The organism is Leadbetterella sp. DM7, from assembly GCF_040829825.2.
Lineage (GTDB): Bacteria > Bacteroidota > Bacteroidia > Cytophagales > Spirosomataceae > Leadbetterella.
In genome coordinates, this window is record NZ_JBFOLH020000021.1 from 1 (window position 1) to 13,601 (window position 13,601).

Below are 13,601 nucleotides of genomic sequence, written 5' to 3' on the forward strand. Positions count from 1 at the left end.
TATTTATTAACTCATTTCGATTTCGGGGGTTAAATAACCCCCTTTCTATTATGTATTAAATTTAAGCATTTTATACATTATAACCTAATATGCTTCAATGCTTTTTTCCTTAACTAAATGGCATTGAAATAAATATTCTGATATCTATATTTTTAACTGGAAATATCGTCATAGAAGTTGGGATAATTCTAATTCAAGAAAATTTATTGATATGGGGAAATATATACTCGAAATCCTGGATTCTAGCCTTGTAAAACGCTTATCAAAAGAGCAGTTTATAATGCTAGTGAAGAATCTTACCGATCAATAACTCTGGAAAGACATAGATACATCCCAAGGAATTAGTTTAGGAGTCAACAAACCGATATATACTTCCAAAAAATCTGACGTCATTTATACATATGTCAAGTAATTGTAATTTTAATCATGAATTTTAAAAATATAGAAAAAGCAATTTGGGTAACAGGTGGAATAATTGTGATCATAATCATCTGGGGGACATATGCTACAAGTAAAAGACCATTTTCCATTTCAAATGATTTAGATGTATGGAAAGATAGAGCAGAGTTCATAGGAATAATACTTGGGCCCTACATTGCTATAGTTGGGGCATACTATGTTTGGAAGACTTTAGATGTTCAAAGTGAAGCAAAGGTGGTAGATGCATATGGAAGTGTTTATTCTAAATTGGAAGCTGAATTCCAAAATATCGTCAGACACACATCTGAATGGAAATCCTTAATAGATGCTGGAAGAATTACCGAAGGTTCAAGATTAAAAATAGAAATAAACAATACTCTCTGTTACTTATTAAAAGAATATTTCAACCTAAATGATGCTACTTTTAGGACTACTAAACATGAAAAAAATATTGCTCTAACAGCGATATTCATGGAGAATTTTAATGTCCAATTTAAAGCCTTCTTAAAAGAACGTATTGGATATAAGATAGTTCAAGATCAAATTGTAATAGATGATCATTGGGATTTACTATTAGAAAATTCAAAAACTCAAATAGTATTATGGTATTGTCAAAAGCAGGCTATGTTTCATGGTAATTTTAAACTTCCCTTTGTTAAGTAATGCCGGAAAACCAGGAGGCCGACCATCAATCTGATGTGGATTTAAAACTTAATCTATCTTTTGAATAAAAATCTTGCGCTCTAAAGAGATTACTTTGTTACTTTAGATCAATATACTTTTCATTTTCAAAATAAGAACCAATAGTTGATTCATCCTCCAGGATTTCTCTATAAACTTCATTAGTTAAAATAAGTTGCACAAATTTATTATAGGAGTAACAAAACTTTGAAGTTAGTTTAGCGATGTCCGGGAAATAGACTAACACATCTCTTTTGTTTCTTAGACGGTCGTAAAGTTCTTTATTCTTCCTTTTCTGTTCAGTAGGATCTGAATATCCCTTGTAGTAACTAGTCACAAATTGTTCATTAATTATCTCTGTAAACTTCTTAGTATGAATAACACCACTACTTTCAAAGTCATATTCGGGATGATGAGTAAGAATAAAAGATTTGGGATGCTTAATAAAATTTGCCCACTTTCTTATTTGTTGAAACACTTTGAAGTGCTTGTCTTGATAACTTGTTGGAAGTTGAATTATCTCAAATATCATTTCAATTCTTTCTACCAAAAGATAAAGCAAAAGTATATAGACAGTAAAGTCTTGTTGGACATCCGTTAATTCTTCATTTTTCTCTAAGTAATTCAAAATCAAATGTGTACTATCTGCAAAATTGCAACCCAAACAATTATGCCGTTCCCCATCAATACTACCAAATGCATCATGCATTTTACAAGCATTGGGTATCCCCTTATCATCTAATGCTTCAGCACAAAAAATCTCATAACATTCTTTGAATTTCTCTTGCACACTTGTCATATTGTTCTGGTTTATAATAGTGAAGGACTGCTAAAATACCGTTTAGCTATCACTATTGCCAATGTTGAAAGCGAAATACAAATTATCTTGCCCATCCAAAAATAGACTTAGAATATATGTCTTTGTCTTTCAACAAAAGTAATTTTAGGTTCTTCATATTTGCTGAGTGAACTTACCGTAAAAACTTCTTTTCTCAATTCAAGAGTTTCCTTAACTATTGTACTACAATGAACCTCATTTTCACTTATTCTTTCAATAATCCATTTAATAGATGAATTAGACTTGTGGAATACCTCATCTCCAATTTTAAAGTCACTCATAATTTAATTACTATGTTTTCTCATGAACAAATTTACCCCTTCAATGGCATTAAGTATCCTTTTTCTATCATTGACATCTTCAAAGTTTCCGTGAGTTGCCTCATTTCTGATTCCTGCCCATGAAGTGATATCTTTTAAGTCTTGTTTAGAAATTATGTTCTCTTCATAGAGTTTCCTGGAAATAGGGTCAATGGTTAATTTTACTTCTCCTACATCAACCTCTTTCTCTTCTGCTAGCTTCTTTAAAAACTCTTCAAGTGATGCTCCCATCAATATTCCGGCCGCGGCAGGATGAAACTTTTGATTATTCGCAAGTTCAATAGCCTGAACCATAAAGTCACTAATAATATCAATTTTAATATTATAGTTTTCCGTCTTATTTAAATCCAGATTAAGATTAAGATAATCTTTTAAAGATTTTAAGATATTCTTTGCTGCCCGGGCTTTTTCAGTTGCAGGACCATAACCAATAGAACTAGACCCACTTAATATCCTATAGAATTCAGTATCTCGACCAATATAATTATTGATAAATTGCAGAATTGTTATGAAGAAAGAATTACATGCAGAATTCGACCAATTATTTTCATCTTTTGGAAGAATTTCATCCAATTCCTCAATTTTTTTAATTAACTCGTTTACCTCCATTTTTACTGAGAGGAAAAGTCCTCTATTATTGTAAGTAGTTTAAAATCAGAATAAAATTCACACAACACAATGTTGCAAGTTATGAGTAAAACAGAAATACTAAAAGCCATTAATATCATTTTTGTTGGGAAGTACTTGCCTTACCAAACTGAAAATGATCCGAGTTTAATATTTCATTACCAATATTTAATAACTCACCCTTTATTTTCTCTATGATAGTATAAGCTTTTTCTGCTATTTGAATGATTTCTATGAGTCGCGCTTTATAACCTTGGTACTCAGTTGTCAGATCACACATTAAAAGCAGACGTTGTTGCCCCCAATAATTATTGTATAAACTTACCAGTGTTCTTACCTTCTCATATACCTGTGAGAAATAGATCAAAGCTTTACTTTCTACCCTTGACAACTTCTTGATTTCAATCAGGTAATTTTGATCAAAATTCTGGAAATTAAGTTTCTCAGATGCATCAATAACGCTTTTAGTTAGAGAAATCGAGTGTTGGATTTTACAAACAATTAAGCTTGCTTCTTCTATGTGCTTAGATATATTCATTTGATATTTTAATCGAGCATCCGAATCTATCTTATATTTCTCAATTTTGAAATCGTTTTCAGATTTCCGAATCTCCCGTTGCGTTTGAGATTTGTTATTCAAATATGTAGTTAAGAAAGCGATACCAGATCCAAAACCTGTAGCTATCAATGTGGCAATAATTTCATCCATTTTCATTATAAAGTCTTTCAACGTAGTGATTTAATAAATATAAAAAGATATGGTGGACTTCAGTGCTTGCTTTTAATAATAAAATTACAAAAGATATTTTTCAAATAAATAATTGGCTCGATCGATTTTGTCTTCTATTCTAAATGAGTTTTTATATGTCATTATGATAAGATTTGGAAACCTCTTCCGATTTTGTATAAGTCGTTAACTATTAACCCTTATTCATTTTATTATCTCTCATTTAACAATTTCATATTTCGCCCATTCAGAACTAAAAGAGTGCAAGAGTGCAACTTCTCCTTGCACCCTATCTTGCACTTGTACTCCTCTTCCCCCCGCCCTTACTTTGCCTCTGTAAATCAGGCAAAAGATCGGTTCAAACGGACTGGTTTAAAACAAAATAGCAAGCATATGTTCAGTAACATTTCATGGCAAAATTACTTGATAGGAGTGGCCATAGCCTTAGCGGTATACTACCTGGTGGTGGGGCTGAAGTTCTACCGCTCTGAAATCAGAAGTCTCTATAAGCCCAGGCCCAAAAGTACGCGGGAATTACAGGAAATAGATGAAGACCCGCCCGAGGAAAATGATGAGCTCACCGAGATAGAAAACCTGATCTCAGGGGTAAAAGAGGTGTTTAAAATGGCAAAAGATCAGCGACTGACTACCGGTGAGGTAGAAGAGTTTTTAAGCCTGGTCTTTGCCGAATACCCTTCTGTGAAACATTCTGACTGGCGAGACTCTGTCAATGAGCTGGTGGTTTCAGAATCCGAGAAGGTGGCTGGAATCCTTCTGACGACACAGCAGGTTAACCAGCTCTGGGCTAGATAAGGGCAAAATGCCCCCACACAACTTAAAGATTTTCGGGAGGTACTTCCCGCCGGGCCCCATGCGGCGGCGGCAAGAGGAGTGAGAGATGAGAGGGCTGACAGGCGGCAAAGGCCTCCCGATTTTATAACGATTTCAAACTTTTAAACGAGGAGACGGAAATGAGGAGGAGAACTAAAAGTTTGCGGGAGAGGTGTGCCCTTTGGGCCGCATTTATGGCAGCAGGCCTGCAAAGCATGGCTCAGGATGGCCTGGCCGGTATCAATGAAGCTGATCAGAAGGTAAGATCCTATTTCGAGCCAGGCACAAACCTGATGTATGCCGTGGGCGCTATACTGGGTCTGATAGGTGCCGTCAAGGTTTACCAAAAATGGAATTCCGGGGATCAGGATACAGGTAAGGTGGCAGCCGCCTGGTTTGGGAGCTGCATTTTCCTGGTAGTGGTGGCCACTGTAATCAAATCATTTTTCGGGGTATAAAGCGATGAAAGAGGTACTAAAAAAGATGTTGTGGGTTCAGTTGAATCACAGTTACCCCGAGCTACTTCTGCAGCTTCATCAGTCCGGAAGACTTACAGCCTACCTGGATGAAAGAACAGAGGAGATAATGGAGCAACTCGCTCTGGAAAACACGCAGGTTAACTATGCAGCAGTGGTAGAATCAGTAAAGGCGAGCACGGCCCGTCTGGGCCGCTCCGCCTACCGGTATGTTTACCTTACTCTTAAAGAGGATTTCCCCAGGGAATTTGAAGAAATGTGTACCAGTGGGCTGCTGGCCTATCATGTCATGAATATGCTCGGCGCGTGTCAGGAAGTAATGAACACCCTGGCGTTCGGCAAAGAGAATGAAGACGAAAGAGCTATACGGTACGCAGTGATTGAGAGGGTTCACAATTATCTATCGGGCGCTGATGGCTGGCAGCATCTATAAAATCAACAAGGGAATTAACCAGAGTATAGAGTTCCGGGGGCTTAAAGCTCAGTACATCTGGTACCTGGGAGGGGGCATGGTGGGACTATTGGTACTCTTTGCTATCCTGTACTTTATAGGTATTCCCTCACTAATCTGTGTAGGTGTTGTGGTCGTAAGCGGAGCTGGCATGATCATGCAGATTTACAGCATGAGCAGTAAATATGGTGAACACGGCCTGATGAAAAAGATGGCGGCACGGAGAGTGCCCAGGGCCATCCGGTGCCGAAGCCGGAGAGTTTTTTTAAAGTAATAAAAGACAACAAATATCAAGAGGAGATGGAAAAGGAGATGGTGGATATTTTGCCCATAATGGATGTAGATAACGACTGCATTCTTAGTAAAAACGGTGATGTAACGGTGGTATTTCGTGCCGAATTGCCGGAAATTTTTACCCTGTCGGATAGGGATTACGAGGCCTTTCATCAGGCCTGGGTGAAGGCTCTGAAAGTCCTACCCCCCAATACGGTATTTCATAAACAGGATTGGTTTTTGGACAGCCGTTATGAACCGGATTTTGAAAAGGAGGATCAGAGCTTTCTGAGCCGGAGCAGTGACCTTTTCTTTAATGAACGGCCTTACCTAAGGCACAGTTGCTATATCCTGCTTACCCGGAAACCTATGGGAATGAAAGCTGCCAGTTCGATGTTTTCGAGCCTTCTAAGAAAATCCATTGTGCCCCAGGAAACGCTGAGCCGCCAGATGCTTCAGGACTTCCTGGACACTACAGGGCAGTTCAGACGTATTCTGGAAGACAGCGGGTTTATACGCCTTACGCGTATGAAAGAAGCTGAGCTAAAAAGCAGCGCCAAAAAACAAGGGCTGATTGAACAGTATCTTTTCCTTTCAGAAAAACCACAGCCTTTTATCATTAACGATATCGTCTTTGATAAGGGCTTGCAGGTAGGTGATAAGCATTGCCAGCTCTACACCCTGGGTGATGCGGCCGACCTGCCAGCCTTGTGCGGTAGCCGTATTAATTATGACCGTTATAGCACAGACCGGACTAAATTCAGTGTCGGCTTTGCCTCAACACTGGGACAGCTGCTTCCCTGCAATCATATCTACAACCAGTACATATTCCTGGAAGATGCCTCCGCAACCATCCGTAAGCTGGAAAGTAAGCGGCTGAGACTACAATCGCTATCTGCCTACAGCCGGGAGAATCTCATCGCCCGTGATTCAGCGAACGACTTCCTTAACGAAGCCATCAGTGAACAGCGGCTACCGGTAAAAGCCCACTTTAATGTCCTGGTATGGACGGACGATAAAGATGAGTTGAAGCTGCTGAAAAACATGGTTTCATCTGCGCTCGCACAGATGGATGCAGTATCGAAGCAGGAGACACTGGGAGCTCCCCAGATCTTTTGGGCGGGAATTCCCGGCAACAGTCCGGACTTCCCGATGAATGATACCTTCGATACTTTTTTAGAGCAGGCTACCTGTTTTCTGAATTTGGAAACCGGTTACCGATCCTCTATAAGTCCGGTGGGGCTGCGGCTGGGAGATAGGCTCACCGGGAAGCCGGTGCACGTGGATATCAGTGATGAACCGATCAAACGGGGAATCTGTACTAATCGCAATAAATTTATCTTAGGCCCCTCCGGGGCGTACCGGGTCATTCTTAACTGAATGGCCCGGTACGCCCTGAAATTGGATCAGGAAAATCATTTTTTACTAACCATATGGTTCGAAGCTATTACGAGCAGGGAACCCACATCGTCTTGGTAGACGTCGGCCACAGCTATAAGGGCTTGTGCGATATGGTAAACGGATATTACTTCACTTATAGTGAAGATAACCCCATACGATTCAACCCCTTTTTTATCGGGGAAGGTGACAGCCTGGACACAGAGAAAAAGGAAAGCATCAAAACACTGCTACTCGCACTTTGGAAAAGTGGTAATGAACAGTTTAAGCGGAGCGAATATGTAGCGTTGTCTAATGCGATTACAGGTTATTTCCAATTTCTGGAAAAGCACAAAGATGTATTCCCATGCTTTAATACTTTCTATGATTTCCTGCGTGACGACTATGTACCGAGACTGGAAGCTGATAGAGTTAAAGAAAAGGACTTTGACATCAGTAATTTTCTTTACGTGCTCAGGCCCTATTATGCCGGAGGCGAATTCGACTATCTGCTCAATGCCACGGAAAATTTAGACCTGTTGCATGAACGGCTGATAATCTTTGAAATTGACGCGATAAAGGACTCTCCGATCCTGTTTCCCGTCACGGTGATAATAGTCATGGAGCTGTTCATAAACAAGATGCGCAAGCTCACAGGCATCCGCAAGATGATCTTAATAGAAGAAGCCTGGAAAGCATTGATGACAGAGAGCTTCTCGGAATACATAAAGTATTTGTTTAAGACAGTTAGAAAATTCTACGGCGAAGCGGTGGTGGTGACCCAGGAGATCGAGGATATTATTTCCTCGCCGGTCGTAAAGCAAGCCATCATTAATAACAGCGATTGTAAGATCCTCCTTGATCAGAGCAAGTACCAGAACAAATTTGATCACATCCAGGAACTATTGGGGCTGACTGACAAAGAGAAGGCATTGGTATTGTCCGTAAACAAAGCCAACGATCCGCTTAGGAAATACAAGGAAGTTTTTATCAGCCTGGGTGGCACCCTCAGCCGGGTATACCGAACGGAAGTTAGTATGGAGGAATACCTTGCCTATACGACCGAGCAGAGCGAAAAGCTCAGGGTGATGCAATATGCTGAAAAGTTTGGCGGCGATATCCGAAAAGGGATATCTGCCCTGGCGGAAGAACTCAAAACACAGAAGTCATGAAAAAGTACATCCGGATTTTTACTATGGCTATCCTGCTGACCGGAGTAGTCACCAGCTCTCAACCCGTGAGAGCTGCAAACCCGATCATTAAGGCCATCAAAGAGTTGATTATCAAGGTGATCAAAGCCATTGATATTGCTATTCAGAAACTTCAAAACAAAACCATTTGGTTACAAAACGCTCAGAAAGAATTGGAAAATATTCTTTCCAAGGCCAAGCTAAAGGAGATTGCTAACTGGACCGAGAAACAAAAGGAACAGTATCGCAAGTACTACGAGGAGCTCTCGAAAGTAAAAAACATCATTTCTACCTACCAGCGGATTCGGGATGTTCTGACTAAACAGAAAGATATGATCCGGGAGTATGGACGGGTTTGGGAGCTCTTTAAAGGGGACCGGAATTTTACGGCCGACGAGCTGGACTACATGGCCATTGTCTATGAGGGGATTCTGAAGGAAAGTTTGAAAAATGTGGACCAGATATCGCTGATCATTAAAGCGATGACTACACAAATGGCTGATGCGAAGAGGCTGGAAATCATTAATCACGCAGCCAGCCTGGTGGAACGAAACTATGACGATCTGAAGCTCTTCAATCAGGAAAATATGCTGCTGAGTTTGCAAAGGGCCAAAACACAGCAGGAAGTGCAGGCCGTTAAAAGCCTTTACGGCTTGCCCTGAATATTACCTGTAGTATCACTTAAGCAATTTTGATTATGAGACATTTACTGATTTGTGTACTGATACTTACCGTACTGCCGAACCTGAAAGCCCAAAAGCAGGATGAAAAATCGCTTACTCAGCATATCCTTCAGGTAGCAGCAAACAAGGTTCACCTGGAATACATAAAAAAGGGATACCGTATTGTACAGGAGGGCCTGGATATTGTAAGCTCCTTTAAAAGAGGGGAATACAAACTTCACGACGCCTTCTTTAAGTCTCTGAAAATGGTAAATCCGGCGGTTCGCCAATATGACAGGGTCGGACAGATCATCGACCTGCAAAAGCAGATAGGCCGCGAAGTCAATAGCTTAAAGAAAGAAACAGGAGGTTTCACAAAGCAGGAGGAGCTGTATATCCAAAGGGTTCTTAGCCGCTTGCTTAATCAATCCGAGTTTATCCTGGATGAGCTGATTACACTCACTACTGACTATAAGCTGGAAATGCGAGATGATGAGCGGATGGCGCGTATTGATAAACTATTTGCAGCCATGCAGGATGCCTACTCCTTCTGCAAAGCCTTCAGTGGTGATATCAGGCTGCTGGGCGGTTTAAGACTCAGCGAAGAAGAAGATGTTAAAATCAGCCGTGAGCTCCATGGGCTAAAAGATGAAATGCTATGAAAAAATGGATAATTGCTCTATGTCTTTTGGGGCTTTCTTTCGCTCATATTCCTCAGGCGCGGGCCCAGGAAACCGAAATTGCGCAATTGCTTCTCAACCTCGAAAAGCTCCGGCAGTTCCGGGCCATCCTGAAGCAGATGAAACAGGGTTATGAAATCCTGACAGGTGGTTATAATACGGTAATCAACATAGCGCAGGGAAACTTTAAAATTCACCAGGCGTTCCTGGACGGGCTACTAAAGGTTAGCCCGGCTGTAAAGAATTACAAGCGCGTGGCCGATATCATTGACTACCAGGTAATGCTGGTAAGAGAGTATAAAGCTGCATTGGGACGCTTCCGACAGAATGGAAACTTTAACGCTGACGAGCTGGCCTACCTGGAGAAGATCTATGGCAACCTTTTTAAAGGGAGTCTAAGAAATCTGGATGAGCTCACGGTGGTGATCACGGCCGGTAAGCTACGCATGAGCGATGACGAGCGGTTAAAAATGATTGACAGCATCTTTGAAGACATACAGGACAAACTCCTGTTTCTAAGACATTTTAACGCTGAAACCGATATACTGGCTATCCAGAGAGCCAAAGAAAAAAGCGATAGCCGCAGTGTTCAGGAGCTTTACGGAATCACCAATTAAGTAACGATGAAAATGGCAAATTGGAGAAGAGTTGCCTTTATGGCAGCAGTGGGATGGATATTGCCTCTAATAAGTAAGGCTCAGGGAGCAGCCGGATATGTGGGCGGATTGCAGGGCGTACTGGATCAGCTTTACAGTGAGATGCTTCCGCTGTGTAGTGGCCTGATCGGTGTCAGCAGGGGTATAGCCGGTTTTGCGGCTACCTGGTACATCGCCGCCCGGGTTTGGAGGCACATTGCCAATGCAGAACCGGTGGACTTTTACCCCTTGTTCCGCCCTTTCGTAATCGGGTTTTGTATCCTGATTTTTCCCACCGTACTGGCAATGATCAACGGTATCATGAAACCAACCGTTTCAGCCACTGCCCGTATGGTGAAAGATTCAGACAAGGCCATTGCCTTACTTCTTAAGCGGAAAGAGGAAGCCATAAAGAGAACCGACGCATGGCAAATGTATGTGGGAATAAATGGTCAGGGCGATAGGGATAAGTGGTACAAGTATGTCCACGGTGAGGATAGTTCCTCAGAGGGAATGCTGGAAAGTATAGGTAATGACATCAAGTTCGCCATGGCTAAGGCTTCCTATAGTTTTAGAAATTCAGTTAAAGAATGGATGAGCGAGGTGTTGAGGTTGCTTTTTGAGGCGGCAGCCCTCTGTATCAATACGCTGAGGACCTTTCAGATGATTGTGCTGGCTATACTGGGCCCGCTGGCCTTCGGGATTGCTGTCTTTGACGGGTTTCAGCATACACTTACGGCCTGGCTTGCCCGCTATCTCAATGTTTTCCTCTGGCTTCCTGTGGCCAATATTTTTGGTGCCATTATTGGTAAGATCCAGGAAAATATGCTTAAGCTGGACCTGTCGCAAATCGCTCAGGCAGGAGATACCTTCTTTAGCCGAACAGACGCCGGGTACCTCATTTTTCTCATTATAGGTATTGTGGGATACTTTACGGTGCCTTCAGTAGCTAACTACATCATTCACGCTGGAAGTAGCGCCTTCACATATAAAACTACCAGCACATATACTGCCGGTACTGTTATGGCTGCCAGTACAGCTAGTGCTGTGACGAGCTGGGGATTCAGTAAGATGTATGACACTTTTGGCAGAAGGCCCTCCGATCCTTCTAAGGACACAATGGGAGAAAGATTAAAAGGAAACCCGTAAATACCAGAGCACTATGTTTAAAAAAATGAAAAACATTGACACGGCCTTCAGGCACGTAAGAAGCTTTACCCTTGTGGTAATCGCAGCTTGCACACTCATCAGCGGGTATGCCCTCTACCAAAGCTCGCAATCGGTCTCCCGGATGCAGTCAAAAATTTACATACTGGCAAACGGAAAAGCATTGGAAGCATACGCAGCAGAAAGAAAAGACAATATTCCCGTAGAAGCCCGGGATCATGTCAGAACCTTTCATCATTATTTTTTCACCCTGAGCCCGGATGATAAGGTGATACGGGAAAACGTCGGTAAAGCACTGTACCTGGCAGATGAATCTGCTAAGCAGGCCTACGACAACCTGAAAGAAAATGGCTTTTATGCCGGGATGATTTCCGGCAATATCAGCCAAAGTATACGGGTAGACAGCGTAAGCGTGGACATCGACCACTACCCTTACCGGTTCCGCTGTTACGCCAGCCAACAGATCGTTCGGCCTATCAGCGTGACTACCCGGAGTCTGATAACAGAAGGGGCGCTTCGCAATGTGGCCCGCAGTGATAACAACCCCCACGGATTTTTAATTGAACGGTGGCAAACCATTGAAAACAGAGAAGTAAAAACTGAAAACAGACGATAAAAATGGAAAACTTACTAAAAACAGGCGCGCGATGGGCAGCTAATCTAAGCCGTAGGTGCAAACGGCGTCACCGGGTAACCGGACTGATCTTGTTCACTTTGCTGGCCACAGGATTTAGCTTTTACCTGATTGCCACTGCATTTCTGCCCCCCAAAGATTACCGGCTAAAAATCGAGCCGATTTCCCTGCCAGGCCTTTTTCACAAAACGGGAGAAATCTCTATCGATCCCCTGGAAAAGGTCAGGGTATTAGCTGACAGTTTACGCAGACACTACGGTTACGGACGCGACAGTACTTTATCTATTGTGCCGAGGTCAAAGACAAATTAAAGCATTCATCTAAATTTTATCAATCATGGAAACATCTGCCAAAAAATTACAGGAAAGAAAGTTCTACATGGCGCTACCCGCCCTGGCTCTTCCTTTCATTACTTTACTGTTCTGGGCGCTTGGAGGAGGAAAAGTCACTGAAAGCACAGCCCAACAGCCCGCTCACAGCGGACTACTACTTAGTCTTCCCGACGCGGTTCTGAAGGAAGACGCCCGACTCACCAAGCTTGACTTTTATAATCAGGCCCGCGCCGACTCACTGAAGCTGCAGGAGCTGATCCGAAATGATCCGAATTATCAAAGAGTAAGGCCGGAGGCCGCACCCCAGACCCTTAACAGCTCACGGGGGCTGAATACTTCTCTTAACAGTGATAAGCGATACGAAGATGCTAATGAAGAAAAAATATACCGGAAGCTGGCTCAACTGGAAAAAGAGCTTAACGCGCCTTCTTACGGCTCTTATCGGGAAGTCCCAGCTCCCTATTCGTCTGCGAGCACAGACTCCTACTCTCCCGAGATAGACCGGCTGGAAGAAATGATGAAGACGATGACCAGCACAGAAAGTGAGCAGAAGGAAATCGAGCAGCTCAGCGGCATGCTGGAAACCATTCTGGATATTCAGCATCCTGAGCGGGTCCAGCAAAGACTAACTGCTAACAGGCAGGAAAAGGAAAGTTTGCCTGTGTCCATAAAAGGAGATGAAAATACAGTTTCCCTATTAGAGAAAGAGCAGGCAGACCAACAGGGCGTAAACAAAGTGACAGTGGATTCATGGGATAATGATCCGCCTAACGGGTTTTTCTCCTGGTCGGAAAGTTCTAAATCACAACAGGTACGAAATACCATCCCCGCGGTTATTCACGAAACCCAACGGGTGGTGAACGGTTCAACAGTAAAGCTACGGCTAACCCAGGATGTAACCATTAATGGAATCCTGCTGCCCAAAGACAACTTTGTTTTCGGCACCGCCCAGCTTAGTGGCGAGCGGCTAAAGATCCATATTGAAGATATCCGCTGTGAGGATTCCATTTACCCCATAGATCTTACTGTCTATGATCTGGATGGAATGGAAGGAATTTATGTCCGTGGGGCTATCACCCGGGACGCGGTCAAACAATCGGCTGATCGCAACATTGCTACTTTGGGAATAAGTAGCCTTGACCCTTCACTGGGTGCTCAGGCGGCTTCAGCCGGGATAGAAGTAGCTAAAAACCTTTTGAGCAAAAAAGTAAAACTGATTGAAGTAACCCTGAAAGCTGGCTACCAGGTGCTACTTCAGAACGAAAAATCGGCCAGTTAAC

Annotated in this window: 17 protein-coding genes; 13 read left to right on the forward strand and 4 right to left on the reverse strand. The window is 42.4% G+C overall.

Annotated elements, in window-relative coordinates; all coding sequences use genetic code 11:
* Nucleotides 1-426 precede the first annotated feature (426 nt).
* Entirely contained in the window at nt 427-1,083 is a 657-nt protein-coding gene (locus AB2U10_RS17600) for a hypothetical protein (protein WP_367916377.1), read from the forward strand.
* Nucleotides 1,084-1,180: 97 nt separating this feature from the next.
* On the opposite strand, the gene AB2U10_RS17605 is transcribed toward AB2U10_RS17600, so the two are convergent.
* The 4 genes from AB2U10_RS17605 to AB2U10_RS17620 all read right to left on the reverse strand — a co-directional run bounded on the left by AB2U10_RS17605 (nt 1,181) and on the right by AB2U10_RS17620 (nt 3,601).
* A complete protein-coding gene (locus AB2U10_RS17605; protein WP_367916376.1) occupies nt 1,181-1,900 on the reverse strand; it encodes a hypothetical protein in 720 nt (239 codons plus the stop codon).
* 107 nt (nt 1,901-2,007) lie between these two features.
* A complete protein-coding gene (locus AB2U10_RS17610; RefSeq protein WP_367916375.1) occupies nt 2,008-2,220 on the reverse strand; it encodes a hypothetical protein in 213 nt (70 codons plus the stop codon).
* 3 nt (nt 2,221-2,223) lie between these two features.
* Nucleotides 2,224-2,868: a hypothetical protein gene (locus AB2U10_RS17615; protein ID WP_367916374.1), complete on the reverse strand. Its 645-nt coding sequence runs from the start codon at nt 2,866-2,868 to the stop codon at nt 2,224-2,226.
* A gap of 115 nt (nt 2,869-2,983) precedes the next feature.
* On the reverse strand, nt 2,984-3,601 hold the full coding sequence (locus tag AB2U10_RS17620) for a hypothetical protein (protein ID WP_367916373.1): 618 nt from the start codon (nt 3,599-3,601) through the stop codon (nt 2,984-2,986).
* Nucleotides 3,602-4,006: 405 nt separating this feature from the next.
* On the opposite strand from AB2U10_RS17620, the gene AB2U10_RS17625 reads away from it, so the two are divergent.
* The 12 genes from AB2U10_RS17625 to traM all read left to right on the forward strand — a co-directional run bounded on the left by AB2U10_RS17625 (nt 4,007) and on the right by traM (nt 13,600).
* Nucleotides 4,007-4,426 carry a hypothetical protein gene (locus tag AB2U10_RS17625; protein WP_367916372.1) on the forward strand — a complete coding sequence of 140 codons (420 nt, stop codon included), beginning with the start codon at nt 4,007-4,009 and terminating at the stop codon, nt 4,424-4,426.
* A 158-nt stretch (nt 4,427-4,584) separates the two neighbouring features.
* Complete coding sequence (locus AB2U10_RS17630) at nt 4,585-4,902, forward strand: DUF4134 domain-containing protein (RefSeq protein ID WP_367916371.1); 318 nt, start codon at nt 4,585-4,587, stop codon at nt 4,900-4,902.
* Nucleotides 4,903-5,029: 127 nt separating this feature from the next.
* On the forward strand, nt 5,030-5,353 hold the full coding sequence (locus AB2U10_RS17635; RefSeq protein WP_493820743.1) for a hypothetical protein: 324 nt from the start codon (nt 5,030-5,032) through the stop codon (nt 5,351-5,353).
* Nucleotides 5,334-5,645 carry a DUF4133 domain-containing protein gene (locus AB2U10_RS17640; RefSeq protein WP_367916369.1) on the forward strand — a complete coding sequence of 104 codons (312 nt, stop codon included), beginning with the start codon at nt 5,334-5,336 and terminating at the stop codon, nt 5,643-5,645. The genes AB2U10_RS17635 and AB2U10_RS17640 overlap by 20 nt, the downstream gene beginning before the upstream one ends.
* Before the next feature lie 26 nt (nt 5,646-5,671).
* Nucleotides 5,672-7,024 carry a TraG family conjugative transposon ATPase gene (locus AB2U10_RS17645; RefSeq protein WP_493820745.1) on the forward strand — a complete coding sequence of 451 codons (1,353 nt, stop codon included), beginning with the start codon at nt 5,672-5,674 and terminating at the stop codon, nt 7,022-7,024.
* Nucleotides 7,025-7,077: 53 nt separating this feature from the next.
* The gene (locus AB2U10_RS17650) at nt 7,078-8,193 is read left to right on the forward strand and encodes a TraG family conjugative transposon ATPase (RefSeq protein ID WP_493820746.1); all 1,116 of its coding nucleotides are present in this window, start codon (nt 7,078-7,080) and stop codon (nt 8,191-8,193) included.
* Complete coding sequence (locus AB2U10_RS17655) at nt 8,190-8,873, forward strand: conjugal transfer protein TraI (RefSeq protein WP_367916368.1); 684 nt, start codon at nt 8,190-8,192, stop codon at nt 8,871-8,873. Before AB2U10_RS17650 ends, AB2U10_RS17655 begins: the two co-directional genes overlap by 4 nt.
* A 35-nt stretch (nt 8,874-8,908) precedes the next feature.
* The gene (locus AB2U10_RS17660) at nt 8,909-9,535 is read left to right on the forward strand and encodes a hypothetical protein (protein ID WP_367916367.1); all 627 of its coding nucleotides are present in this window, start codon (nt 8,909-8,911) and stop codon (nt 9,533-9,535) included.
* Nucleotides 9,532-10,170 (forward strand): TerB family tellurite resistance protein, encoded by a 639-nt coding sequence (locus AB2U10_RS17665; RefSeq protein WP_367916366.1) that lies wholly within the window; start codon nt 9,532-9,534, stop codon nt 10,168-10,170. Before AB2U10_RS17660 ends, AB2U10_RS17665 begins: the two co-directional genes overlap by 4 nt.
* Before the next feature lie 12 nt (nt 10,171-10,182).
* A complete protein-coding gene (traJ, locus tag AB2U10_RS17670; protein ID WP_367916365.1) occupies nt 10,183-11,337 on the forward strand; it encodes a conjugative transposon protein TraJ in 1,155 nt (384 codons plus the stop codon).
* A 25-nt stretch (nt 11,338-11,362) separates the two neighbouring features.
* The gene (gene traK, locus AB2U10_RS17675; protein ID WP_367916364.1) at nt 11,363-11,971 is read left to right on the forward strand and encodes a conjugative transposon protein TraK; all 609 of its coding nucleotides are present in this window, start codon (nt 11,363-11,365) and stop codon (nt 11,969-11,971) included.
* 354 nt (nt 11,972-12,325) lie between these two features.
* A complete protein-coding gene (traM, locus tag AB2U10_RS17680) occupies nt 12,326-13,600 on the forward strand; it encodes a conjugative transposon protein TraM (protein ID WP_367916363.1) in 1,275 nt (424 codons plus the stop codon).
* Nucleotide 13,601 lies beyond the last annotated feature (1 nt).